This window comes from Pseudomonas shirazica (genome assembly GCF_015168335.1).
GTDB classification, from domain to species: Bacteria; Pseudomonadota; Gammaproteobacteria; order Pseudomonadales; family Pseudomonadaceae; genus Aquipseudomonas; species Aquipseudomonas asiatica.
In genome coordinates this window covers 3,049,590-3,074,975 of sequence record NZ_CP063456.1, presented here as the reverse complement: position 1 = coordinate 3,074,975, position 25,386 = coordinate 3,049,590, and the positions used below count along the sequence as shown (strand labels likewise).

Annotated in this window: 22 protein-coding genes and 1 pseudogene; 6 read left to right on the top strand and 17 right to left on the bottom strand. The window is 62.1% G+C overall.

Annotated elements, in window-relative coordinates:
- Positions 1–344: 344 nt before the first annotated feature.
- On the bottom strand, positions 345–2,078 hold the full coding sequence (locus IMX18_RS13955; RefSeq protein WP_217191404.1) for an IlvD/Edd family dehydratase: 1,734 nt from the start codon (positions 2,076–2,078) through the stop codon (positions 345–347).
- Between the two features lie 184 nt (positions 2,079–2,262).
- On the opposite strand from IMX18_RS13955, the gene IMX18_RS13950 reads away from it, so the two are divergent.
- From IMX18_RS13950 to IMX18_RS13940, 3 genes are all read left to right on the top strand, one after another.
- Positions 2,263–3,570, top strand: coding sequence for an MFS transporter (locus IMX18_RS13950; RefSeq protein ID WP_085721295.1), 1,308 nt, complete (start codon positions 2,263–2,265; stop codon positions 3,568–3,570).
- 28 nt (positions 3,571–3,598) lie between these two features.
- Positions 3,599–4,588: an AraD1 family protein gene (araD1, locus tag IMX18_RS13945; RefSeq protein ID WP_217191406.1), complete on the top strand. Its 990-nt coding sequence runs from the start codon at positions 3,599–3,601 to the stop codon at positions 4,586–4,588.
- 168 nt (positions 4,589–4,756) lie between these two features.
- On the top strand, positions 4,757–6,331 hold the full coding sequence (locus IMX18_RS13940; RefSeq protein WP_137137385.1) for an aldehyde dehydrogenase (NADP(+)): 1,575 nt from the start codon (positions 4,757–4,759) through the stop codon (positions 6,329–6,331).
- 57 nt (positions 6,332–6,388) lie between these two features.
- Here the strand turns inward: IMX18_RS13940 and IMX18_RS13935 are convergent, their stop codons facing one another.
- The 8 genes from IMX18_RS13935 to IMX18_RS13900 all read right to left on the bottom strand — a co-directional run bounded on the left by IMX18_RS13935 (position 6,389) and on the right by IMX18_RS13900 (position 15,751).
- On the bottom strand, positions 6,389–7,153 hold the full coding sequence (locus IMX18_RS13935; protein ID WP_061302508.1) for a DUF2182 domain-containing protein: 765 nt from the start codon (positions 7,151–7,153) through the stop codon (positions 6,389–6,391).
- The gene (locus IMX18_RS13930) at positions 7,134–7,769 is read right to left on the bottom strand and encodes a DUF1326 domain-containing protein (RefSeq protein WP_013972018.1); all 636 of its coding nucleotides are present in this window, start codon (positions 7,767–7,769) and stop codon (positions 7,134–7,136) included. Before IMX18_RS13930 ends, IMX18_RS13935 begins: the two co-directional genes overlap by 20 nt.
- 122 nt (positions 7,770–7,891) lie before the next feature.
- Positions 7,892–8,692 (bottom strand): DUF6708 domain-containing protein, encoded by an 801-nt coding sequence (locus tag IMX18_RS28045; RefSeq protein WP_225903891.1) that lies wholly within the window; start codon positions 8,690–8,692, stop codon positions 7,892–7,894.
- 113 nt (positions 8,693–8,805) lie between these two features.
- Entirely contained in the window at positions 8,806–9,615 is an 810-nt protein-coding gene (locus IMX18_RS13920) for a DUF6708 domain-containing protein (protein WP_225903890.1), read from the bottom strand.
- Positions 9,616–9,793: 178 nt separating this feature from the next.
- Positions 9,794–10,594 (bottom strand): DUF6708 domain-containing protein, encoded by an 801-nt coding sequence (locus IMX18_RS28040; RefSeq protein ID WP_225903889.1) that lies wholly within the window; start codon positions 10,592–10,594, stop codon positions 9,794–9,796.
- 164 nt (positions 10,595–10,758) lie between these two features.
- Positions 10,759–11,559: a DUF6708 domain-containing protein gene (locus IMX18_RS28285; protein WP_325169227.1), complete on the bottom strand. Its 801-nt coding sequence runs from the start codon at positions 11,557–11,559 to the stop codon at positions 10,759–10,761.
- 164 nt (positions 11,560–11,723) lie between these two features.
- Entirely contained in the window at positions 11,724–12,527 is an 804-nt protein-coding gene (locus tag IMX18_RS28035; protein WP_225903888.1) for a DUF6708 domain-containing protein, read from the bottom strand.
- Positions 12,524–15,751 (bottom strand): T6SS effector BTH_I2691 family protein, encoded by a 3,228-nt coding sequence (locus IMX18_RS13900; protein WP_223175409.1) that lies wholly within the window; start codon positions 15,749–15,751, stop codon positions 12,524–12,526. The genes IMX18_RS28035 and IMX18_RS13900 overlap by 4 nt, the downstream gene beginning before the upstream one ends.
- 245 nt (positions 15,752–15,996) lie before the next feature.
- Here IMX18_RS13900 and IMX18_RS13895 point away from each other — a divergent pair, with 245 nt between their 5' ends.
- Both IMX18_RS13895 and IMX18_RS28230 read left to right on the top strand, forming a co-directional pair.
- Entirely contained in the window at positions 15,997–16,164 is a 168-nt protein-coding gene (locus tag IMX18_RS13895; protein WP_160320193.1) for a hypothetical protein, read from the top strand.
- Between the two features lie 96 nt (positions 16,165–16,260).
- On the top strand, positions 16,261–16,389 hold the full coding sequence (locus IMX18_RS28230; RefSeq protein ID WP_262926140.1) for a hypothetical protein: 129 nt from the start codon (positions 16,261–16,263) through the stop codon (positions 16,387–16,389).
- 178 nt (positions 16,390–16,567) lie between these two features.
- Here the strand turns inward: IMX18_RS28230 and IMX18_RS13890 are convergent, their stop codons facing one another.
- The 8 genes and pseudogenes from IMX18_RS13890 to IMX18_RS13855 form a co-directional block, all read right to left on the bottom strand.
- Positions 16,568–17,332, bottom strand: a complete 765-nt coding sequence (locus IMX18_RS13890) for a hypothetical protein (RefSeq protein ID WP_191472887.1) — start codon at positions 17,330–17,332, stop codon at positions 16,568–16,570.
- Between the two features lie 64 nt (positions 17,333–17,396).
- The gene (locus IMX18_RS13885; protein WP_013972022.1) at positions 17,397–18,674 is read right to left on the bottom strand and encodes a bifunctional O-acetylhomoserine aminocarboxypropyltransferase/cysteine synthase; all 1,278 of its coding nucleotides are present in this window, start codon (positions 18,672–18,674) and stop codon (positions 17,397–17,399) included.
- Positions 18,675–18,791: 117 nt separating this feature from the next.
- Positions 18,792–19,229, bottom strand: coding sequence for a hypothetical protein (locus IMX18_RS13880; RefSeq protein WP_054572962.1), 438 nt, complete (start codon positions 19,227–19,229; stop codon positions 18,792–18,794).
- 63 nt (positions 19,230–19,292) lie between these two features.
- On the bottom strand, positions 19,293–19,982 hold the full coding sequence (locus IMX18_RS13875; RefSeq protein ID WP_046614039.1) for a hypothetical protein: 690 nt from the start codon (positions 19,980–19,982) through the stop codon (positions 19,293–19,295).
- 180 nt (positions 19,983–20,162) lie between these two features.
- Positions 20,163–20,879: an aspartate/glutamate racemase family protein gene (locus IMX18_RS13870; protein ID WP_015269922.1), complete on the bottom strand. Its 717-nt coding sequence runs from the start codon at positions 20,877–20,879 to the stop codon at positions 20,163–20,165.
- The gene (locus IMX18_RS13865) at positions 20,876–22,072 is read right to left on the bottom strand and encodes an S-methyl thiohydantoin desulfurase domain-containing protein (RefSeq protein ID WP_054572960.1); all 1,197 of its coding nucleotides are present in this window, start codon (positions 22,070–22,072) and stop codon (positions 20,876–20,878) included. The genes IMX18_RS13870 and IMX18_RS13865 overlap by 4 nt, the downstream gene beginning before the upstream one ends.
- A 30-nt stretch (positions 22,073–22,102) precedes the next feature.
- Entirely contained in the window at positions 22,103–24,361 is a 2,259-nt protein-coding gene (locus IMX18_RS13860; RefSeq protein ID WP_054572959.1) for a sigma-54-dependent transcriptional regulator, read from the bottom strand.
- Between the two features lie 67 nt (positions 24,362–24,428).
- Positions 24,429–24,764: pseudogene (locus IMX18_RS13855) on the bottom strand (OPT/YSL family transporter); the annotation flags it as partial.
- Between the two features lie 166 nt (positions 24,765–24,930).
- On the opposite strand from IMX18_RS13855, the gene IMX18_RS13850 reads away from it, so the two are divergent.
- On the top strand, positions 24,931–25,377 hold the full coding sequence (locus IMX18_RS13850) for a hypothetical protein (RefSeq protein ID WP_015269926.1): 447 nt from the start codon (positions 24,931–24,933) through the stop codon (positions 25,375–25,377).
- The last annotated feature ends 9 nt before the right edge of the window (positions 25,378–25,386 follow it).

The window sequence follows — 25,386 nt, the reverse complement described above, 5'->3', positions numbered from 1 at the left end:
AGCAGGCGACGCGGTGCATGGCACCGGCTGCGCCGGTGTTCGCGGCTAAAGCCGCTCCTACAGGTATTGCGCTGCTCTGCGGGTCGGCGCTGTACCTGTGGGAGCGGGTATGCCCGCGAAGCAGGCGACGCGGTGCATGGCACCGGCTGCGCCGGTGTTCGCGGGCATGCCCTGATGCCAGTCAGTCAAGCAATTTGATGCCGCTTTGCGGCCCATCGCCGGCAAGTCGGGCTCCCCCAGATACGGCGCAGACCCCAAGAGTTTCGCGGTCCCTGTGGGAGCCCGGCTTGCCGGCGATGGGCTGCGCAGCAGCCCCAATGACGCTAAACGACAGGCTTCAGGCCTTAGTGCGAGTGCTTGGGCACCGCCGCCCCGCGGCATCCGACCAGGAAGTCGAAGTCACAACCCTCATCGGCCTGCATGACGTGGTCCAAATACAGCTTGGCGTAACCACCGCTGATCAACTGCGGCGGGGCTTGCAGGTCGGCCAGGCGGCCGGCCAGTTCCTCGTCGGTAATGTCCAGGTGCAGCCGGCCTTCCTTGCAATCCAGTTCGATCCAGTCACCTTCGCGCACGGCAGCCAACGGCCCGCCAGCTGCAGCTTCCGGCGCCACGTGCAGCACCACGGTGCCGTAGGCGGTGCCGCTCATGCGGGCATCGGAAATACGCACCATGTCGGTCACGCCCTGGGCCAGCAGCTTGGCCGGCAGGCCCATGTTGCCGACCTCGGCCATGCCCGGGTAGCCCTTGGGCCCGCAGTGCTTCATCACCAGCACGGAACTGGCATCCACATCCAGCTCGGGGTCGTTGATGCGTGCCTTGTAGTCGTCGAAGTTCTCGAACACCACGGCGCGGCCACGATGCTGCATCAGCGCCGGGGTGGCGGCCGAGGGCTTGAGCACGGCGCCCTTGGGCGCCAGGTTGCCGCGCAGGATGCAGATGCCGCCATCGGCCACCAGCGGCTTGTCGATCGGGCGGATCACCTCTTCGTCGTACAGCGGTGCGGCCTGGCAGTTGTCCCACAGGCTCTTGCCGTTGGCCGTCAGCGCGGCAGGGTTGGGCAGCAGGCCGTGTTCGCCCAGGCGGCGGATGACCGCAGGCAGGCCGCCGGCGTAGTAGAACTCCTCCATCAGGAAACGGCCCGAAGGCTGCAGGTCGACCAGGGTTGGCGTACCGCGGCCGATGCGGGTCCAGTCTTCCAGCTGCAGGTCCACGCCGATGCGTCCGGCAATGGCCTTCAGGTGAATCACCGCGTTGGTCGAGCCACCGATGGCGGCGTTGACGCGGATGGCGTTCTCGAAGGCTTCGCGGGTGAGGATTTTCGACAGGCGCAGGTCTTCGCGCACCATGTCGACAATGCGCATGCCCGACAGGTGGGCCAGCACGTAACGGCGTGCATCCACCGCCGGAATGGCGGCGTTGTGCGGCAGCGAGGTGCCCAGCGCTTCGGCCATGCAGGCCATGGTCGAGGCGGTGCCCATGGTGTTGCAGGTGCCTGCCGAGCGCGACATGCCGGCCTCGGCCGAGAGGAACTCGTTGAGGTCGATCTGGCCGGCCTTGTAGGCCTCGTGCATCTGCCAGACGATGGTGCCGGCGCCAATGTCCTTGCCTTTGTGCTTGCCGTTCAGCATCGGCCCGCCGGTAACCACGATCGCCGGCACGTCACAGCTCGCCGCGCCCATCAGCAGCGCCGGGGTGGTCTTGTCGCAGCCGGTCAGCAGCACCACGGCGTCCACCGGGTTGCCACGGATCGCTTCCTCCACATCCATGCTCGCCAGGTTGCGGGTGAGCATGGCGGTGGGGCGCAGGTTGGACTCGCCGCTGGAGAACACCGGGAACTCCACCGGGAAGCCGCCAGCCTCCAGCACGCCCTTTTTGACATGTTCGGCAATCTTGCGGAAGTGCGCGTTGCACGGGGTCAGCTCCGACCAGGTGTTGCAGATGCCGATGATCGGCTTGCCCTGGAATTCGTGGTCCGGAATACCCTGGTTCTTCATCCAGCTGCGGTACATGAAGCCGTTCTTGTCGGCGGTGCCGAACCATTGGGCGGAGCGCAGTGGGCGTTTGCTATCAGACATGGGAACACCTAATTAGTATTACTATTTGTCGTTGTGAGATCGACTGTACTGATAAAAATGGTCTCTGTGAAGGCTTGTTGGCTCAATTAGTAATACTATAAGATCATTCACCCAGGTCAGAGGTCTGCCAAAAAGTCCCCGACCAGGTGCTGTACCCATTACAAGAACAATTGGAGACATCGCCATGATTCAGGAGCAGCGGCTCGTCCGCCTGATCACACTGAAACTCATCCCTTTTCTGGTACTGCTTTACCTGGTGGCCTATGTCGACCGTTCCGCGGTGGGCTTCGCCAAGCTGCACATGGGCGCCGACATCGGCCTGGGTGACGCGGCCTACGGCCTTGGCGCCGGGCTCTTCTTTATTGGTTACTTCCTGTTCGAGGTGCCGAGCAACCTGTTGCTCGACCGCTTTGGCGCGCGCCGCTGGTTCGCCCGCATCCTGGTCACCTGGGGCGCGATCACCGTCGGCATGGCCTTCGTTACCGGGCCCAGCGGTTTCTACGTGATGCGCTTTCTGCTGGGGGCGGCCGAGGCGGGCTTCTTTCCGGGCGTGCTGTACTACATCACCCAGTGGTACCCGGTGCGCCATCGCGGCAAGATCCTCGGCTTCTTCATCCTCTCCCAGCCGCTGGCGATGCTGATCACCGGGCCGCTCTCGGGCGCGCTGCTGGGACTCGATGGCATCTACGGCCTGCATGGCTGGCAATGGCTGTTCATCTGCATCGGTACCCCCGCGGTGCTGCTGGCCTGGCCGACCCTGCGCCTGCTGCCAGACAGCCCGGCCAAGGTGCGCTGGCTCAGCGACGAACAGCGCAGCTGGCTGCAGGAACAGCTGGCCAATGACCTGCGCGAGTTCGGCCAGACTCGCCATGGCAATCCGTTGCATGCCCTGAAGGACAGCCGGGTGCTGTTGCTGGCGCTGTTCTACCTGCCGGTGACTCTGAGCATCTACGGCCTGGGCCTTTGGCTGCCGACGCTGATCCACCAGTTTGGCGGCAGTGACCTGGTCACCGGTTTCGTTTCGGCCGTGCCTTACCTGTTCGGCATCATCGGCCTGCTGATCGTGCCGCGCAGCTCCGACCGCCTGAACGACCGCTATGGCCACCTCGGCCTGCTGTATGCCCTGGGTGCGATCGGCCTGTTCTTCAGTGCCTGGCTTAGCGTGCCGGTCATGCAGCTGGCAGCGCTGTGCCTGGTGGCATTCGCGTTGTTCTCCTGCACCGCCATCTTCTGGACCTTGCCGGGCCGGTTCTTCTCCGGTGCCAGCGCCGCAGCCGGCATCGCCTTGATCAACTCGATCGGCAACCTCGGCGGCTACCTGGGCCCGTTCGGTATTGGCGCGCTCAAGGAGCATACCGGGCAGCTGTCGTCGGGGCTGTATTTCCTGGCCGTGGTGATGCTGTTCGGGCTGTTGCTCACCGGGGTTGTCTACAACCGCCTGGAGCGCCGCCAGCGCCTGGCTTCCACGCGGGCAGCCGAAGCCTCCCGCTAATTTTCGCAACCGAGAAGCGAGCACAAACATGCGATTGATCCAATTTGAAACCGCCACCGGCGAGCGCTGCGTGGGCGTGGTGGAAGACGATTACGCCCTGCAGGTGCAGGGCGCAGGCAGCACCCGCGAGCTGGCCCTGCAAGCCATTGCCGCCGGCCGTGACCTGGCCGCTGAAGTGCAGGCTGCCGGCCTGGGCGAGCGCCACGACTACCTGGCCCTGCTGGCCGAAGGCCGCGTGTTGCCGCCACTGGACCACCCGGACCCGGCGCACTGCCTGGTCACCGGCACCGGGCTGACCCACCTGGGCAGCGCCGCAACCCGCGACAAGATGCATCAGCAGCAGGCCGAAGGCGCGGTGACCGACAGCATGCGCATGTTCCAGTGGGGCCTCGATGGCGGTCGGCCGCCGGCAGGCCAGGAGGGCGCGCAGCCGGAGTGGTTCTACAAGGGCGACGGTGGCATCGTCGTGCGCCCTGGCGCCGACCTGCCGCTGCCGGTGTTCGCCGAGGATGCCGGCGAGGAGCCAGAGCTGGTCGGGCTGTACCTGATCGGTGCCGACGGTACGCCTTACCGCCTTGGCTATGCGTTGGGCAACGAGTTTTCCGACCATGTGATGGAGCGGCGCAACTACCTGTACCTGGCCCATTCCAAACTGCGCGCCTGCAGCTTCGGCCCAGAGCTGCGCCTGGGTGCGCTGCCGGCCCACCTGGAAGGCACCAGCCGCATCCTGCGCGACGGGCAGGAACTGTGGCGCAAGCCGTTCCTCTCGGGCGAGCAGAACATGTGCCACAGCTTCGAGAACCTGGAATTCCACCACTTCAAGTACACCCAGTTCCTGCGCCCCGGTGATATCCACGTGCATTACTTCGGCACCGCCACGCTGTCGTTCGCCGACGGCATCCAGGCGCGCCCGGGCGACACCTTCGAAGTCAGCCTCGACGCCTTCGGCCAGCCGCTGCGCAACGGCATTGCCGCCGCGCCCGGGCAGGTTCGCCCCGGGGTGGTGAGAAGCCTTTGAGCCCGCTGCCAGCCAGTTGCTGAATCGGGGCCGCTCTGCGCCCCTTTCGCGGGCTCGCCCGCTCCCACAGTTACCCTGTAGGAGCTGGCTTGCCTGCGATGGGCTGCGCAGCAGCCCCCTTACCGCCATGAGCATCTGAACCGTCTTTCTCAATTACAGGAGCCAACCATGTCTGGAAGCAACTTCATTGGCGGCCAGCGCAGCGCTGCCGGCAGCGTGCGCCTGCAAAGCCTCGACGCGCGCACCGGCGAAGCCCTTCCGCAGGCCTTTGCCCAAGCCACCCCGGAGGAAGTGGACGCCGCCGCGCAGGCTGCCGAAGCGGCCTTCGCCGAATACAACGCCCTGGCGCCGCAGCGCCGTGCGCAGTTCCTCGATGCCATTGCCGACCAGCTGGATGCGCTGGACGACACCTTTGTCGCCACCGTGTGCCGCGAAACCGCACTGCCGGCCGGGCGCATCCAGGGCGAACGCGCGCGTACCAGCAACCAGATGCGCCTGTTCGCCTCGGTGCTTCGTCGTGGCGACTACCTGGGGGCGCGCATCGACCGTGCCCAACCCCAGCGTCAGCCGCTGCCGCGCCCTGACCTGCGCCAGTACCGCACCGGCGTCGGCCCGGTAGCCGTGTTCGGCGCCAGCAACTTCCCGCTGGCCTTCTCCACCGCAGGGGGGGATACCGCCGCGGCGCTGGCCGCCGGTTGCCCGGTGGTGGTGAAGGCGCACAGCGGCCATATGGCTACTGCCGAACGGGTGGCCGAGGCCATCGAGCGGGCGGTGGTGGCCACCGGCATGCCCGCAGGCGTGTTCAACATGATCTACGGTGCCGGTGTCGGCGAAGCGCTGGTGCGCCACCCGGCGATCCAGGCCGTGGGCTTCACCGGTTCGCTCAAGGGCGGCCGTGCGCTGTGCGAGCTGGCTGCAGCGCGCCCGCAGCCGATTCCGGTGTTCGCCGAAATGAGCAGCATCAACCCGGTGCTGGTCTTGCCTGCGGCCTTGCAGGCCAGGGGCGAGCAGGTGGCCAGGGAGCTGGCCGGTTCGGTGGTGCTGGGCTGCGGGCAGTTCTGCACCAACCCCGGGCTGGTCATCGGTATTGCCGGCGAGGCGTTCAGCAACTTCCTGGCGGCCCTTGGTGCGCAGCTGGCCGACCAGCCCGGGCAGACCATGCTCAATGCCGGTACATTGCGCAGCTATGCCCAGGGCGTGCAACGCCTGCACCAGCACCCGGGCGTGCGTCATCTGGCCGGCGCCGACCAGGCTGGCGACCAGGCGCAGGCGCAGTTGTTCCAGGCGGATGTGAGCCTGCTGCTTGACGGTGATGCGTTGCTTCAGGAGGAGGTGTTCGGGCCGGCCACGGTGGCCGTGGCGGTGGCCGACGAAGCCGAACTGCGCCGCGCGCTGCAAGCCTTGCACGGGCAGCTGACGGCAACGCTCATTGCCGAGCCACAAGACCTGCAGCGCTTCGCCGCGCTGGTGCCGCTGCTGCAGCGCAAGGCCGGGCGCCTGCTGGTCAATGGTTACTCGACCGGTGTCGAAGTGTGCGATGCCATGGTGCATGGCGGGCCATACCCGGCCACGTCCGATGCCCGTGGGACCTCGGTCGGCACCTTGGCTATCGACCGCTTCCTGCGGCCGGTGTGCTACCAGGACTACCCGGATGCGCTGCTGCCCGACGCCCTGAAAAACGCCAACCCGCTGGGCCTGCAACGCCTGGTCGACGGCCAGCACAGCCGTGAGGCGCTGGCCTGACGCCAATGGCTTCGGCGTGGTACCGCTGCACCCGCCCGGGTAGGCCCGGGCGGGTTGTCAGATATGCGGCCAGAACGCCAGCAGCAGTCCACCAGCGATAAGCAGGGCGCCACTGTAGCGGCGCCAGGCCGCGCCCAACCGCAACACTTTCTCCGCCAGAACCAGCATCGCCAGCGCGGCCATGCCCCACAGGCTCATGGCGCCAACCACCAGCAGCACCAGCATCAGCGCCCAGCAGCAACCGATGCAGTACAGGCCATGCTGCAACCCCAGCCTCCAGGCGCCGCCAAGGCCCGGGCGTACATGGTGCTGAAGAAAGAACAGCGGGCTCTGGCAATGCTCCAGGCAAGCGGCCTTGCCCTGGCTCATCTGGTAGCCACCGGCCAGCAGAAGCAGTAGCGCACCCATGAGCGGTGGCAGGCGCAGGGTCATGGGATCGAGCCAGCCAAGCCATTCGCCAAGGGCCTGCAGCAGGGTCATCAGCAGGGCGAAGCCACACCAGAGCAGCGCATAGGCCGCGCAGAACAGCAGCAGCTTGAATGGGCCGGCGCTGTCGCGCACCAGGCAGCGTCGGTAAAGCAGGAACACCGGCAGGGCGGCCGGCAGCATCATCGCCTGCATCATCGCCAACCACATCAGCAGGGTCAGCGCGCCCTGGCGCGACCACCAGGCGGTGGGTGGCATCTGCATCTCGCCCATCGCCGCCATGGTCGTTGCCTGCTCGACGTGCCACCACCAACCCAGCGCGCTGATCATCAGCACCAGCGCGCCGGTCAGCAGCGCGCCCGGGGCTGGCCAGCGGCTAGCCGCGGATGATGCCATTTGGCCCCATATCCAGGTCGTAGAGCATGGCGTTGCGCCCGGCATAGTCCAGCTTCACCGCCCCGGAGCAGTTGAAGGTGGCGCTGGCGCAGTCCGTCTCGCCGAACTCGAAGCCCTCTGGCAGTACCAGCCTGGCCCGGTGCACCGATCCGTCCACGGGGTTGCGGATCGGCTCGGCCCGGCCATCCAGCACCCCGGGCACGTGGATGCTGGCGGTCAGTGCGGCGCGGTCGGTGTGCACCTCAACCGGCACGAACTGCGGTGCGTGCATGGTCTGCACCGTGCTGGCAAAAATGGCGAAGAAGGCCGTGGGTTCCTGCTCCTGGCCGCTGAGAATGGTCAGCAATGCCTGGCGCTGGGCATCACTGGCGCGTTCATCAATAAAGGCCTGGCATTGCCCACCGCCCTCGTGGATGGGTCCAGGCCAGGCGAAGGTGCAGGCCACATTCAAGCCGGCCAGCGACACCTCGTCGAAGTACCCTTCCTCGATGTGATAGCCCACTGCCGCTTCGCAAGTGCCATGGGTGGGCAAGGCATTGAACTGGCAGGGGCAGCCATAATCGCAGTTGCAAAGGTCGACCCCTGCGCCGCGCAATCGCCAATCGACATAGGCCATGATCCTATCCTCGCAAACAAGTACCACTTGTTAGTTTAGTTCCGGATCATGCCGCCATATTTAGATGGATTCGGCATCTGACACGGGCCGTATAAAACTGCTGCGTCAAAGCATCGGCCTTCTCAGTCAGATGGGGCAGTGCGGGATTCACGGTCAATCTCCTCCGGCCAATGAACCTTGGGTGCCAGGCAATGCATGTGGCTCAGGCCATCGTCATCGTTCCAGTCACGGGGTGGGTGTACGAACTTCGGCAGGGCTTTGGGGCCTTGCTGCATGAATAGCCGGGCGATGGCCCAGTAGGCTTCGCCTTTGTAGAGGTCATAGGTGAAGAATACACGGTCGATGACTTCGTTGGTTTCCGGGTTGCGGACCGACAGCATGACGTTTTCGATCAGGCCACCGTGACCTGGGGCGTAGACTCGGTAGACTTCGGCGGTTACATCGTCCCAGTTGTAGGCGACCGGTTTGACGCCCCAGCGTTTGCGGCTGAAGATAAATATGCGGTCATATCTGAACTCATAAATGTATATCTTTTGGCGGAGCCGATTGAAGCGAATTGGTTCATCTCTAGGAGCAACCAGATCAAGCCTGACATAGGCAGTCAAAGCCCATAATGCTACCGGAAGAAGAGCTATTGATATGTTTGTAATCCAGTCGCGCGGCCAACTGCCATGCAAAAGGATCCAGTATAAGTAAAGCGTCATTCCTAAAACAAATAGCAAACCCGGAACCCCAGTCAAAAATATAACACCTCGAAGGATGGTGCTGCTCCGTGGTAACTCGAGATATACATCATCGAAATAATTGGGTGCCGGCTTGACACTCGCCCATACGCTCCGCCATTTTGGCACTTCATCCACCTTGGGAAGGTCATGACTCCAGCCTAAAGCACGTTCGCACAAAACTTCATCATCACGTTTCACTCGTTAATCTTCTTTGCACAAACCCCAATGTACCCACTTGGCATCTAGGCAGAGCGTGTAGCAGCAGGGTGCTTACCGTGCCCTCAGCACCTCGCGCTAAGGTTTTAGACGACTTAATCTGTTGTCGGTGCGCTGCGAGACTCCAAGTCGATTTTCGCTGGCCATCGGACCCTGGGGGCGAGGTATTGCATAGGGTTCAGACCATTGCCAATCTTCTGACCCTGAAAAGGGCGTAGAGAGTCAGGAAGAGCGTCATAGCCACTTTGCATGTACAAACGTGCCAGTGCCCAATACTGCTTGCCTTGCTCTATGTCGTCACACAGGAACAGGCGGTCGATGACTTCCTCGGTGTCTGTTTTACGAACCGATATCATTACATTTTCAATGAGGCCGCCGTAGCCCATTGGGGCGTATACCCTGTAAACCTCGGCAGTTAGGTCGGCCCAGTCATAGGCCACAGGTTTTACCCCCCAACCCTTGCTGCCGAAGGGGTATAGGCGATCAAACCTGTACTCGTAAAAATAGACTTTTTGACGTGCTCTATTGAAGCGTATGGGTTCATCGCGAGGAAGTCGTAGGTCTATACGAAACAATGGAAAAAAAACCCAGGTTGAAAGAGTTACAATCATGATGCCTATGGTCGTAATTTCAATTCCCGATTGCCAGTCGTCAAGGAGGGAAGTGATGATGTCTGGCACGATAAACACCATGGTGTAAATTAAAATAATCAAGCCTCCGAAAAAAGATATCCCCCGCACACTGACCGACGACCGTGGGATCTCGATAAATATATGTCCAGCCCGATTGATCTTTAAATTAGATGCCAAACACACCTCGCGCTGCGCGGGTGCAATATCATGCGGAGGAAGATCATACTTCCAGCCCACCCCTCGGGTAGGTAGCATCTTTCTCTTTCCTTTCATGCATTCAGTTCCGTGGAAACAGTGATGGGGAGGACGATGATGGCCTGGCTGATGATGGCAAGCAGAGCGGGGAGCAGCCTGCCGCAGGGCCTGACTGGGCAGTGGCCACGCGGGAAGAGTGAGGCTGCCGCAACCCAGGGCAGCCTATACCTTCTAGACTTGGGGTTCATCGGCCCTCTCAGTCAGATGGGGCAGTACGGGACTCACGGTCAATGTCCTCCGGCCAATGAACCTTTGGTGCCAGGCAATGCATGTGGCTCAGGCCATCGTCATCGTTCCAGTCACGGGGTGGGTGTACGAACTTCGGCAGGGCTTCGGGGCCTTGCTGCATGAATAGTCGGGCGATGGCCCAGTAGGCTTCGCCTTTGTAGAGGTCATAGGTGAAGAACACACGGTCGATAACTTCGTTGGTTTCCGGGTTGCGGACCGACAGCATGACGTTTTCGATCAGGCCACCGTGGCCGGGGGCGTAAACTCGGTAGACTTCGGCGGTTACGTCGTCCCAGTTGTAGGCTACCGGTTTGACGCCCCAGCGTTTGCGGCTGAAGATGAAGATACGGTCATATCGAAACTCATAAATATATATTTTTTGGCGTAGTCGATTGAAGCGAATTGGCTCGTCTCTAGGGGCAACCAGATCAAGCCTCACATAGGCAGTCAAAGCCCATAATGCTACCGGAAGAAGAGCTATTGATATGTTTGTAAGCCAGTCGCGCGGCCAACTGCCATGCAAAAGGCTCCAGTATAAGTAAAGCGTAATTCCTAAAGCAAATAGCAAGCCCGGAACCCCAATCAAAAATATAACACCTCGAAGGATGGTGCTGCTCCGCGGTAACTCGAGATATACATCATCGAAATAGTTTGGCGACGGCTTGACACTCGTCCACACTTCCCGCCACTTTGGAACTTCATGCACCGTGGGAAGGTCATGGCTCCAGCCTAAAGCGCGCTCGCACAAAACTTTATCATCACGCTTCACTCGCTAATCTCCCTGGCACAAATCTCAATGTACCCACTTGGCATCTAGGCAGAGCGTGTAGCAGCTTGCCGTAGGGCCTAGCTGTGCAGGGGCCTTGCGGGAACAGTGAGGCTGCCGCAACCTATGGCAGCCTATACCCTCTAGGCCCAGGAGCATCGGCCCTCTCATTCAGATGGGGCAGTACGGGATTCGCGGTCAATATCCTCCGGCCAATGAACCTTGGGTGCCAGGCAATGCATGTGGCTCAGGCCATCGTCGTCGTTCCAGTCACGGGGTGGGTGCACGAACTCCGGCAGGGCTTCGGGGCCTTGCTGCATGAATAGCCGGGCGATCGCCCAGTAGGCTTCGCCGTGATACAGGTCGTGGGTGAAGAAGACGCGGTCGATGACTTCGTTGGTTTCCGGGTTGCGGACGGACAGCATGACGTTTTCGATCAGCCCACCGTGGCCAGGGGCGTAGACTCGGTAGACTTCGGCGGTTACGTCGTCCCAGTTGTAGGCGACTGGTTTGACGCCCCAGTGTTTGCGGCTGAAGATGAAGATGCGGTCATATCGAAACTCATAAATGTATATCTTTTGGCGGAGTCGATTGAAGCGAATTGGCTCATCTCTAGGCGTAACCAGATCAAGTCTGACATAGGGAATCAAAGCCCATAGTATTGCCGGAGGAAAAATTATTGATATGTTTATTAGCCAATCGCGCTGCCAACCGTCATGCAAAAGACCCCAGTAGAGGCAAAGCGTCAATCCCAGAATAAAAATCAACCCCGGAATCCCAACTAAAAATATGACACCTCGGAGGATAATGCTACTCCGAGGTAACTCGAGATAAACATCATCGAGGTAGTTGGGCGACGGCTTGACACTCGTCCACACTTCCCGCCACTTTGGAACTTCATGCACCGTGGGAAGGTCATGGCTCCAGCCTAAAGCGCGCTCGCACAAAACTTTATCATCACGCTTCACTCGCTAATCTCCCTGGCACAAATCTCAATGTACCCACTTGGCATCTAGGCAGAGCGTGTAGCAGCTTGCCGTAGGGCCTAGCTGTGCAGGGGCCTTGCGGGAACAGTGAGGCTGCCGCAACCTATGGCAGCCTATACCCTCTAGGCCCAGGAGCATCGGCCCTCTCATTCAGATGGGGCAGTACGGGATTCGCGGTCAATATCCTCCGGCCAATGAACCTTGGGTGCCAGGCAATGCATGTGGCTCAGGCCATCGTCGTCGTTCCAGTCACGGGGTGGGTGCACGAACTCCGGCAGGGCTTCGGGGCCTTGCTGCATGAATAGCCGGGCGATGGCCCAGTAGGCTTCGCCGTGGTAGAGGTCGTGAGTGAAGAACACGCGGTCGATAACTTCGTTGGTTTCCGGGTTGCGTACCGACAGCATGACGTTCTCGATCAGGCCGCCGTGGCCGGGGGCGTAGACTCGGTAGACTTCGGCGGTTACGTCGTCCCAGTTGTAGGCGACCGGTTTGACGCCCCAGTGTTTATGACTGAACAGATAGATGTAGTGAAATCTGAATTGATAGAGATAGATTTTGCGTCGTAGGCGATTGAAGCGAATGGGTTCGTCCCGTGGGAGCAATAGGTCCATTTTTACATATGTCGCAGTAGCCCACATGCCAATCAAGATCGCTAACGATGAGAGGATGTCAATGCCCCAATTATTCGACCAGTAGATACCAAAAAACCTCCAATGCATGTAGATTAATGCGCCCACAGAAAAAACCAGAATTGGTCCCCCTATCAGCACTGTGACACCACGCAAACTGACAGTAGATCGGGGAAGCTCCAGGAACACATCATCACAGTAGTTTGGTGGCGGATCTATATCTTCAAAGCTTAAACGCGGAACTTCATCCGAACTGACACCAGGCAGATCATGACTCCAACACAGAGCTCGCTCTGAAAGGATTCTGGGCTTGATCTTCATTCATTAGCTTCCTTAATGCAGACCTCAACATATGCGTCTGGCAGCCTTCTATCCGGCCAATAACTTATCAGCAGTGTCGCGGCTCTAATGGTATGCGGCCCAATCGTAGCCATCAGATTCACAGTGCCCGTAATTTCTAGCCAAGACATATGCGGCTCATTTCGGCTAGGCGACCGTCGTATTTTTTTAACTAAAATATCACTCTTATAATCGGGCAACCTCGGCTGAAAAAAGTCATGGAATGTTGCCGCTTTGGTAAGCGCCTCGGCTCGAACAGGTTGGTACTCATCAAGAACGATAGCCTCTCCGCCACTGAAGTCGGGGAAGGTTCCGTCACCATGACGATGTACCACAAGCGTCAAACGATAGGCCGAATGCTCACCACGGTATTTGGGCAATATGATTTGGAATTTTAATTTTTGCTCTAATTCCAAGCTAAGCAATCCACCAATCTTAGAAGTGGTCGGGTCGCTTAAACGCTTGGATTCGAAATGAACCGCCGTATATACGCCGAGCGTGGCGGCATTCAGCTCTGCAAACGCTATGTCTGCATATTCAGGTGTCTTCCAAGACACGACCGGATTTTCATCGTTAGTTCCAAAGCAGCAGCGTCGTACCCAGCGCTCTAATGCATTAGATTCGCTTTCTTCAGCTGACTTGGCAAATGCGTAAGCGATGAGAGCCAGTACGATAGCCAGACCTAAAGGCCCTAACAGGACGGGTTTGAATATTGCGTAGACAAACATGCCAGTTGAAGAGACGTACACAAGACCTGCACCAAAATAATTCCTCGCTGCTAGGTTGTCCCCAGCTGCTCGTGTACGTTTAGCAGCAGAAAATGCTTGTACCGTATCCAAAACCCCGGTTATTGCACCTATCATCGCACCGATTTTTATCAGCGATACTCCAGTTTCTGAGGCGCCCCTAGCCCACGATTTTCCAGTATGCTTAGCACTTGAGCTCAACAAGAGCCCAATTAGCTCGATACTCCCTCCCAACACTCCCAAGTACGATCCTTGCAACGCCAACTTGGCCTCATGCGCCTTCGGCCCAATCTCCGTTTCCGCCTTTTCCTGATTCCTGCCCAGGCTGTCCTGCTGCAGATACAACCCGCCTGTCGCCAGCAGAACCTCCCAGCTGCCAGCAATCCCGCGCAACCCGGAAAAACCGGTTCTAACCAATCGGGCCGCCTGCTGCGTCGTGATCTTCATCCCCTGCAACAACCTGCGCGCATCGGTTTCCAACGTCCCCGCTGCCACCGAGATATCCACCAAGGCAAGCTGTGCCGCGCTGCTCGCCTGGGTTACCCCCATGCTGGTCTCCTTGAACAACCGGCCATGCACTTCCTCGGCCTTGCCCTCGACCCACACCGTCACGCTGATCATCGTATTGGTGAACCGCGGGTCGAGCACGGCCAGGCTCATCAGCCCGTGCTGGATGATCGGCCGCACCTTGCGCATGGCCTTCATCGAGCCAAACTCGAAGTCATCGATATTGCGGTGCATCCGGTCCCGCGCCTCGGCGATCGACGCGTTGGCCTTATGCTGCAACTCCCGGAGGTGGGCGCTCTGCAAGGCGTAGTACTCGCCCAGCTTCATCTTCACTTCCAGCTCGATCAGGTGGACGCCGTTGTAGAGAAACTGCGTGGCACTGTTCAAATGCCGCACAGCCTTCTGAATACCAGGTGACAAACATGGCGCCAGCCGCTGACTGGCCGCATTGAGTGCGCTCTGCGTTTCAGCAATGGCCTGCTTGAGGGTATTGCGCATGCGCAAGCCGGCGTCATCGCTGGCGATGATCTTGCTCAGCATGCCGTAAAGCTTGTCGCTGTCGTTCCAGCTGATCGCTTCTGTGGCGGAGAAACTGGGCAGCAGCCCGGCCAGCAGTGCCTGGTCGCGCATCAGCAAGGCACGGTAGGGCGGGCTGTCAGGGTCCTGCAGCCATTTCAGCCAGAGCAGTTCGCTGGTGCCGGAAGCGGGAACATGCGGTTCAAGGCGGGGGACGACAGCTTCCGTAACCCCACCGCCCAGGCACAGGGCCATGGTCTTGGCGTAGGCCACCCCGGACTCACGATCGTTACCGTCGTAGTCGTACGCCTCGGCCACCTTGAACATGGGCGTATCGAACAAGGCAACGTACGCCTGCGCGTCCTTGTCGATGTAACGCTGAAACTCACGTTCCTGCTGCTCATAGTCAGCCTGGAACGCGGCCCGCTGCGGTTCGTGGTAGCGCTCTTCAAGCCGCTCGTCACTCTCCTGCTGCGCACGCTCGACCAACAGCTGCCGCTCGACTGCCGGGTCGGTGAACACCGGCGGCCCATCACCCGTCATCGGTTCCAGCGACGGCACCTTCTGCGCCGCCCATTCCCTGTGCGTGGCGCGAATGATCTGCAGGATCTGCGAGGTCTGCAGCTGATAGGCGCGCATCGGGTCTTCACGCCAGGCCTGACGCTTCACTACCCAGTTCAGGCGCTGATGGTTGTACTCCTGAATCAGCCCGACAGTGTCGTCGAGCACCACCGCCAGCACGCCGTTTTCCAGCTTGTGCCGGTTGATCGCATTGACCAGATACCCTCGCAGGGCGAACCGGCGCAACCAGCGGCTGTGGAAGCCATGCGCACTGTCGAAGGGGGCACAGCCATGCTGGGCGTACTCGAACACCTGCTGGTCGACCCCAAGCTTATCGGGCGTCATGGCGATGCCCAGCAGTTCGGGATTGTTGCGCGCCTGAATCAGGTCCAGGCCCTGGAAGCGATGCGCAGGCGACGCGCCGCTCTTGTAGGCGTTCAGCACGCTCACCGGCCAAGGATCGCTGGAGAAGGCCAGCCAGGCGCTGGTGTACCTGCCGGTATCGAGGTTGAGAAAGGCCGAAGGAATGTCGTGATCTGCGTTCACGCATTTTTCGGGCAGCGGCGAAGGCGGGCCATCTGGCGGCTCGTAAGGGTTGAAGCGGCGCAGATGACCTTGCTCGCTGACGGCATAGGCATGCCAGACCTGCTGGTCGAGCAGCACATACAGGAAGCCCCTGCGCAAGGTGCGCAAGCCGATCTTTGTCGAGATATGCCGGTTATCCGCCACGGTGGAGACACACTCGGGGCGGGTATCGGGCACCAGGGCGCGGCGCAGCGGCAGGATCGGCAGGCCCTGGCGCTCGCAGAACATGCACTGGTCGTGCGGCAGCCCGGCTTCGGCGATCGCGAGGGCAATACGTTGGCTGATGGTCATGAGCGATCCTCGTGTTGGACAGGTCCTTGTCGACCCCTGAACACTAACGGGGAATCGCTTTCCAGAGAGGCTTTGGGCTTCCCAAAACCTTGTAGGAAACGTCTCTGAATAATGGTTTAGCTCTATATGGGGTCATGATCGGTACCCCGGCCTTTTGCGCCACCTGTCGAGCCCAAGGCACTGCTGCTGGCCGTTTTCCGTCCGATCTGTATGCGCGATCAACGCGCAAACCCAGGAGAACGTCCATGGCAAACGATCAGAATGACCCCGGCCCCGAGCAAACCGAATCCCAGCCCGGCAGCGGTGACAGAGAGGTCCCGCTACCATCGGATGACGAAGGCCCGATAGAAGAGGAGATGGAGGACGTGCAGGCAAACAATTCGGTTTCTGCCGAGCACCCGCAGCCTCGGTGACGGAATTGGCCCGGAACGAATGTGGTTCACACCTTTCTTGCGAGGTAGGCAGCGATGAGCCCCAACCCGAATGCACAAGGCGGCACGAACCCGGACATGCCCACTTCACCCGACCCTGACGACGACCCGCTCATGAACGAAGAGGAGGGTGGTGATTGGCAGGAAGACGATGCCAGGCAGAGAGGGGAGCAACCTGCGGTAGACCTGGATCAGCGCAGGGAATGACCTCCGTGAAGAACCCGACACGGCGTATGGCACCGGCTGCGCCGGTTCGCGGGCATGCCCGCTCCCACAGGTACTGCATCTGCCTTGAAGGCTGTAGTGATCCTGTAGGAGCTGGCTTGCCTGCGATGGGCTGCGAAGCAGCCCCGATGGACACAGCCCTGGCATGCTCGTCGGCGTATCACCCCCGTCGCAATGCAGCCGCCAAGCCCACGGTCAGGACCACGGCACAAAGCATGGCCAGGCTGATGGTTATTGCGACACCCCAGGCATCGAGCAGCCCCGCCAATACCAGATAAAACGCAATCACCCCCACCGCCCCGATCGCATTGCCCCGCACCATCGCCGCCATTCCGGCACGGCCAGTCTGCACATGGGCGAACACCACCAGCGGCCAGGCAATCACCGGGATCGGCGCCAGCATCCCGCTGGTCGCCGGGCCCAGCCAGTTGGCCAGGCTTGTGGTGACCATCAGCAACGAAGTGGCAGACACCATGCGCAGAGGGATTTCCCAAAATCGATGCCGGGGCCGGACCAGGGTGTCCGGCCTGGGCTCGCGGCCGCTGGCGCGTATCAGCACGCCGATCAGCACCAGCGCCACGGCAATCGACAGGTACAGGTTGCCCCCGTGGGTAAACGCGTAGGCCGCGACGCCATAGCAAAGCATCGCCAGCAATACGGCCCAGCCGATGCCGAGCCTGCGTGTGGCGAACAGGTAGAAGGTGTACGTGGCCTGCACCGCCGCCAGGCCGCCCAGCGCGCCGGGCACCGCACCCAAGGCAAAGGCCGTGCCCTGCTCCAGGCACAGGAAGGTCATTACCAAGGCCGAAGTGATCGGCAGGCCGGACAGCAACCCGCCGAGCAGGCCGCCCCAGCGACGCGAGGCGAGGGAGATGGCCCACATCAGGAGAGGGGTGACGATCAGCTTGAGGTAGAACAGGGTCATCGCAGGGCTATCCATATGTGCGAAAGGTGCGCCCGCCGTAGGCATTGGGTAGGGCGCAGATGAATCAACCGCGGCTGGCCTCCAGCGCCTGGGCCAGGTCGGCGATGATATCGTCGCTGTGCTCGATGCCGATCGACAGGCGCACCATGTCCCGTGGCACGCCGGCCTTCTCCAGTTCCTCGTCATTGAGCTGGCGGTGAGTAGTGGAGGCGGGGTGGCAGGCCAGCGACTTGGCGTCGCCGATGTTCACCAGGCGCACCACCAGCTGCAGCGCATCGATGAAGCGCGCGCCGGCCGCCTGGCCGCCCTTGATGCCGAACGACAGGATCGACGCCGGCTTGCCGCCGGTGTAGCGCTGGGCCAGTTCATGCTCGGGGTGGTCGGGCAGCCCTGCATATTTCACCCACGCCACCTGCTCGTGGGCTTGCAGGTAGCGGGCGACCTTCAGCGCGTTCTCGGTGTGGCGCTCCATGCGCAGGGCCAAGGTTTCCAGGCCTTGCAGGATCAGGAAGGCGTTGAAAGGCGACAGCGCGGCACCGGTGTTGCGCAACGGCACCACCCGGCAGCGGCCGATGAAGGCGGCGGGGCCGAAGGCTTCGGTGTAGGTGACGCCGTGATAGGACGGGTCGGGGGTGTTGAGCAGGGCGAAGCGTTCCTTGTTGTCGGCCCAGGGGAACTTGCCGGAGTCGATGACGATGCCGCCAATGCTGGTGCCGTGGCCGCCGATGTACTTGGTCAGCGAGTGCACGACTATATCGGCACCGTGCTCGAACGGCCGGCACAGCACCGGGGTGGCCACGGTGTTGTCGACGATCAGCGGCACACCATGGCGGTGGGCGGCCTCGGCCAGCGCGGCGATGTCGACGATATTGCCGGCAGGGTTGCCGATGGACTCGCAGAACACCGCCTTGGTGCGCGAATCGATCAATGCTTCGAGGGCGGCGATGTCGTCATGGGCGGCGAAGCGGGTGTGGATGCCCATGCGCGGCAGGGTGTGGGCCAGCAGGTTGTAGGTGCCGCCGTACAGCTTGGCCACCGAGACGATGTTGTCGCCGGCCTCGGCGACGGTCTGGATGGCGTAGGTGATGGCCGCCATGCCCGAGGCCACCGCTAGCGCGCCAACCCCGCCCTCCAGGGCGGCCATGCGCTGCTCGAGCACGTCGTTGGTGGGGTTCATGATGCGCGAGTAGATGTTGCCGGCCACCTTCAGGTCGAACAGGTCAGCGCCGTGCTGGGTGTCGTCGAAGGCGAAGGAAGTGGTCTGGTAGATCGGTACAGCCACTGCCCGGGTAGTCGGGTCGGGGCTGAAGCCTGCGTGGATGGCGAGGGTTTCCAGCTTCATGCAATCGTTCCTTGAGCGTGGGTGGAGCGATCGAGCATGTGGCGGGGGAAGGGTATGGGTCAAGCGTGAACGCGCGATGGGCTGCCCGGCAGCAGCCCATCGCGTTCAAAGGTGCTTCTACTGGTCCTGGCGGCGTACCTGCATCAACCACTGCCCCAACTGCCAGGCGCCGCCTACCGCGATCAGGCCCGCCACTGCGCGCCAGTCACGGAAGAACAGTCGCATCGCGTTGATGGTGGGCGGTGCGTCGCTACTGCGGACGTAAATGCGGATCCGCGAGGGTTGTGGGGCGGGATCGGTCTCCACGCTGTCGTGTTGCGACAGCGAAGCTGGGTTGACGCCCTCTTGGATGATCAGGTAGTCACGGCCCTGCTGCGCCACGCGGGCGTTGATCTTTTCCTTCTTCAACTGCTCGACCAGGCCTTTGGTGACGCTTTCGATCTGCTGATCCACGGTATGGACGAAGTCCAGTAACTGGGCGCCACTCACCTTTGGGTCGGCGGTAAACGCCAGCGGGCCGGCGTTGAGGGTGGCGATTTCTATGGGTTTGTTCATTCTCAGCTCCTTGCCGAATCCGGCGACAGCAGGCCGGCGCGCTGCTGCGCGCCGGCCGCAGCTTCAGGCGTGTTCCAGAACCCTGCCAAGGCGCTCCTGGCGGGCAGCGATCAACCGTTGGGTAGCCTCGTAGGATACTTTGGTCACTTCGGAGTAGGTGATGGTCAGTTTGATATTGGCGCCGTCCATGCGCGCAGTTGCGGTTGCGCAGTTCATGCCACTGGGGAACTTGATCTCTCTTGGGCCGACAACGACGTTGCTGCTGATGACTTCACCCAGCTGTACTTTCTGGAACAGCCCCAGGTAATAAGTGGGTGTCACCTTGAACTGAGCCTGGCCGCTACCGACCACATCCGGCTTGAACACCGAACCCTGCCCGCTCATGCCGATACCCAGGTTGGCAGGCAAGTTCGATTTGTTGTTGATCTGGATGCTGTCTCCGGGCGCGGAGCCGCTACCCAGCACCAGTTGCTGGACGTTGTCCTTGAACACACAGTCCCAGACCGATCCGAGCTGCGTCGACAGCGTCTGGCTGGCCTTGTACACCCCGACGCCACCGACCTGCCGATAGTTGGCGATCACCACGTTGTAGTCGATGGTCCACTCCACCCCGCTGAAGCCCTGGGTGGGCACGGTGGTCTGCTTCCAGGACACGCTGTCGAGCCCTACCGAGCTTGGCAAGGTCTGGTAGACCGCGAGGGTCCAGGTATCGTTGGTCTGGTTGTCGAAGTCTACATAGTAGTCAGTGCTCATGATGCTCTCCTTGTCATGTGGGCCGAGCGTGTGGGGTCACGCGCTCGGCCCGGTGACAGGAGCATCGATCATGCCAGGCTGGTGATCGCTTTCCTTTCAACCAGTTAGGCCGAAAAGCAGGGGTACAGGTGGACGTTTTCGTCCACCTGGGGGAGCCCATGGCGGACGTATCCGACCACCTCAACCAAGGGGCGCCCTGGCGTAGCACAAACGGCTCGGACGCACCTTCATCCGCACCAGCGACAGCAGGAAGCCGAACCCGCACTGGTTGGGGTCCAGCACTGGTACGTAGCAGCCAAGGTCCTGCTCGATGAGCTTCGACAAGCGCTCGGCGACACCCATGAAGCCGGTACAGCCAAGCAACAGTGCCTGCGCGCCGTCCTCTTTGATGGCCGCCAGCCCGGCTTGCAATGCCTTGACCAGTACCACCTCGACATTACCCAACTGGGCCACCGGGCAGTCGATGGAACGGATGGAGGCAAAATTGATGCTCTGGCCGTAATTGGCCACATGGCCGCGTTGCAGGGCCAGGGTGCTCTGCAGGATGGTGATGATGGAAAACCGCTGACACAACCCCAGGGCACTGAACGCGGAGGTGGGGAAGCCGCCAATGATCGGGATATCGATCACTTCGCGGGCAGGCTCCACGCCGCACATGTCGAAATCGCTCAGCCAGATGCCGTCGAACCCCTGCTGCTCAAGGTGCTGGGCCAGGCGCACCACTGCCAGGGCGTTCTCGGCGAGATTCAGCCGGTTCTGGATACACGGGCTGCCCTGGTCGATGTTGTACACCTGGACCTCGACATCCGGGGGCACCACTGGGGCTATCGAGGCCAGCAGGCCCTCGTTGTAGTCGCTGCTGTTGACCGGTGCGAGAACCGCAATACGCAGGCTCATGGTCGTAACTCCTGCAGTTGCTCGATGCTTCGGTAAGCGCCCATGTAACCCAGGTCTGCCAGCAACTGCTCGAAGCTCCACGCGATCAACCCACCGGGCTGGCGTAGCGGCGCCGCCGCCTGCCAGCCGATCAGGCAGGCAGGGCGCCCGGCATAGCTCGGGTCCAGCGAGCCATCGGCGCGCACCAGGTCGCCGTTGGAGGCCAGTGCCGGCCCCGCACCTTCGAAGAACCAGGCAATGCTGTCCGGGGCCATGGCCAGCGGTTGCGGCTGGTGCTTGTCCCACAGCAACAGCGACTCGTTCTCGTAGCACAGGCGCAAGCTTCCTTCGTGGCTGTCGAGGTCGATGCGGCCGATGTCGAAGCCGCCCTGGGTAGTCACGCCGGCGTGGGTCAGGCGCGCATTGCGGGACAGGCAGCGGGCCATCAGGCCGAACTGGCCAAGCCAGTCGAGCACGGCCTGGCAAGTGTGCAGCTGCCCCGCAGCCAGGGCTCTGCCCAGCGCCAGGGCGCGGCTGAGGGTGCCGCGCATCGGCAGTGCGGAAGGCAGCTGGTCGGGGCTCATGCACCATAGCGCCAGGCCACCGAACTCACCGAACGCCGGCGAGCCGACCACAGGGCGCAACATTTGCTCGGCGATCACATTGGCGTTTTCAGCGTACCCCTGGGCCTTGGCCGGCGGCGTCACATTCAGCTCCACCACCAGTCCGCCCTGGCTGACCACGAACGCCGGCCGCGGCGGTATACCGGCAGCAGCGAAGGTGAGCATCGGCAATGAGGGCACCGCGCGTCCGGCGCCGTCCGCATCGACCACCGCCAGGCCCAGCTTGGCGGCGGCCAGGCACGCAACCAGAAAGCCCAGCGCGCCGCTTTCCGGCGGCACGACATAGGCAAGCTCGCGGCCCTGCTCATTCAGGCGCTGGCGCAAGCATTCCAGGGCCTGAATCGGCCCGAGGGGGTACTGGCAACGCCCGATCGTTTCCGGTGCACCCATGTACGCCACTACCGCGGCGTCGCCGGCACGGGCCTCATCCACCGTGACCACCCTGACGCGGTCGCGCGGGTAGAATTCCCCGACATTGAACGCGGCCAGCAAGTGCCGGGCCGACGCCAAGGTGCCGCCACCACCACTGCCAAAGAAACAACCACCGTTGATCAACGCTTGCAGATCCTTGTGCTCCAGCTCGAACGCCATGATCGTGCTCCTGCTTTCCGGTTGAGGGGGTCAGCTCGACAAACGTGCCAGCCAGCTACGCACGTTGCTGGCGGGCGGGTAGTCCAGTTGCGGGTCGAGGCCGCGAAGCGCACGCATCAGGATCGACTGCACCTGGGCGCCACGTTCGCTGCGTTCGAGCAACCGGGCCAATTCCAAGGCGGCATGCAGCCGCGCCGGCACCACGCCGAGGGTCAGCGCGGTGGACAAGGCGACGCGCAGGGTCGCCTCGGCTTCGCGGTCGTCGCCAAGCGCCAGCAGCGCCCGGCCGCGTAACAACATCAGTTCGCACAGGTAGGCACGCTCCTGATGGTCCTGGGCCAGGTCCAGGGCGACATCCACCAGTTCCAGGCAGGCCTCTGCGCGCCCGCCCAGCAACAGCACTTCGCCGCGCTTCCAGGCCTGGAAGCCGTGGAACAACAGGCCCCCGTTACGCAGCACATGCTGCTGGTAGCCTTCGGCAATGGCCTGTTCACCGGCTTCGTACTCACCCGATAGGCCCTGGTGATAGCCGCGCAGGATCATGCCCACGCCCCGGTAGAAGGAGAACTCGTGGCGCGCACTGAGCAGCTCCAGCTCGCGGGCCTGGCGCCCGAGTGCATCGCGCTCGCCCAGTACTGCGGCGAGCCAGGCCGCGCCCTGCAGGGCGACCGCGCGGTTGAAGGGGTTGTCGACCGCCTGCTCGGCGCGGGACTGCAAGCGGGCCAGCGCCTGGCGCGCCTGGCTGAACAGGCCCAGCTCGAAGGCGGCCAGGCCTTCGAAAGTGCGGGCAAGGCCCACCAGGTCCAGCCCTTGGTTCGATGGCCAACTGGCCTGGTCGTCCTCCAGCAGCCTGCCGCGCGTCAGGCAGGCCAGGCTTTCCTCGAAATCGCCGAGCCAGAACAGGGTATTGGCCATGGCCAGGTGGGCCTCGATGCGCAGTGCCTCGCCACCGGCTATCTGCGCCTGCTGCAGCATCTGTTGTGCCGTAGCGCGAGCCTCTGCCAGCTCCAGGCCCATCAACAGGGTGGTCCACAGGCCGAACGACACCGACGCCATCTCTTGCGGCTGGCCTTGACGCGCGGCCAAGGCCTGGGCGTCCCGGTAGCTGGCCAGGCTGGTGATGCTCAACCAGCCCTCGATACTGCGAAAGCTAACTCCCAGTAACCGGTGCAACTCAAATTGCAAACGCCACAGGTCTTTGCCCTCGTAGACCCGCTCGGCCACTTCCAGGCCTTTCTGCAAAGGGCCCAGGGCGCCGCGGAAGTCGGCCCCGTCGATCAGCTTGCGGCCTTCGGCCAGGTAGCGCTCCACGGTCAGGCGCAAGTCCTGGCGCAACCGGACCCGCCGCTCGATCACCTTGCGGTTGACCCCCAACAGCTGCGCCGCAGCACTCTTGTTGCCGTTGCAGCGGTTCAGCGCATGCTCTATCAGCAGTGTCTCCACCGCTGCCAGTTTGTCCGGCCCCTCAAGCCCGAGCAGCGCTTCGGCCAGCTCTACGGCAGGCGCCGAGGCGGGCGAGGGCGGTACCAGCAATTGTTCGAGGGTTTCCCGATCGACCAGTGGTGACGGGGCCAGGGTGCCGATGCGATCGATCGAATTGCGCAGTTCGCGCACATTGCCAGGCCAGTCTCGTTGGCACAGCAGCTCCAGCGCTGCTGCATCGAAGCGCAGCGGTCGCCGTTGTTGGCGGCAAAAATGCTCGATCAGGTCCGGGATGTCCTCACGGCGCTCGTTCAGTCCCGGCAGTTCGAGCTCGAACACCGACAAGCGGTAGTACAGGTCTTCGCGAAAGCGCTCCTCGGCCACCAGGCGCTTGAGGTCACGGTGGGTGGCCGCCACCACCCTGCCGCGGAAGCGCCGGTTTTCGCTGCTACCAAGCGGCCGGTACTGCCCGGTTTCCAGCACCCGCAGCAGCTTCGGCTGTAGGGCCAGGGGCAGTTCGCCGATCTCATCGAGGAACAGTGTCCCCGCCCCAGCCATCTGCAGGTGGCCCATGCGCTCGCCAACCGCGCCGGTGAACGCGCCGCGGGCATGGCCAAACAGCTCGGACTCGAGCAGTGGCTCGGGTATTGCCCCGCAGTTGAGGTCGATGAATGGTTTGCCCGGCGCGCTCAGGCGGTGCAGTTGCTGGGCGATGACTTCCTTGCCGGCTCCCGTCGGGCCGAAGATCAGTACCGGCCGGTCGCTCTGCGCCACCCGCCGCAGCAAGGCCTGCAGCGCCTGCATGGCGGGCGAACGGCCAGGCACGCCATCCTCGTCGCCCGGGTGCGTGGTGCACAGTGGCTCCATGAGAATCCATCCTCGTTGGGGTGAGCCAGGCAATGAGGTATAGCAGAACGACGCGGCCGCTGCTGGTGTCCGGGCGGCCACCGGTCAGAACGTCGAAAATGCGCGCGACCAGCCCGCCAGAAACGATGGAAGCGGCGGCCGAGGCCACTGTCTGGTTGATGTTGCTTTCGTGCAACGTCCATGCGGGCCGGCCCTTGCTGCGCCCCGCCAGGCCCTGCCACAGGGTGAAACCGACCAGCAAGGCGATGATCGACATGTTGAACGACCAGCCGATCCGAAGGCCCGCGTACACATTCGAGGGCGTCAGCAGAATGCCCAGCGCTACGCCGGTGAGCACCGCCCGTGGGCTCAGTTCACGTTCGATGCGAACCTGGGGAGGGGCGGTGGAGGGGGCAGGTCTCATGGCAATCCCTTGTCGGAGTGGTAAGCGCGCTTTGCACAACTGAGCCACTGCAGCCACAAAGGTTCACTGTCGCTTCTGGTTGTGAAAGGTGTCCAGCAACAGCCCGGAAGTGCTAGCGGCAACACCGTCGGGTCTCAAGAAAAGTGCTGTGCACAGGGGCCCGCTCTTGCTGACACTGCCGAATCAAGAGAGATTAGTTAAGTTATCCAAATTCGATAACTTTCCTAATCTTGGTATAAGTCAGGAGTGGGGCAAGCATTCATGGGATGTAGCCTCGCAGAGCCCCATCACCAGCGCTGATGTCGAAACCGCTTCAGAGCAGGCCATTGCCACACTGGATGAGAGCTTCTTCCGGGTGCGCTTTGACCGCCTCACGCTTGCGGAAAAGAAGTACCTGCGTGGCATGGCGGATCTGGGGGCCGGCCCTCATCGTTCTGGTGATATCGCCGCCAGCCTGGCGCGGAAGGTTTCCACGCTCGCACCACTGCGCAGTGCATTGATCGAGAAAGGGATGATCTACAGCCCGAACCACGGTGATACGGCGTTCACTGTGCCGCTTTTCGATGAGTTCATGCGGCGTATCATGCCGGGCGATGATTGGCGGATGGGCTAGCCTGCTTTA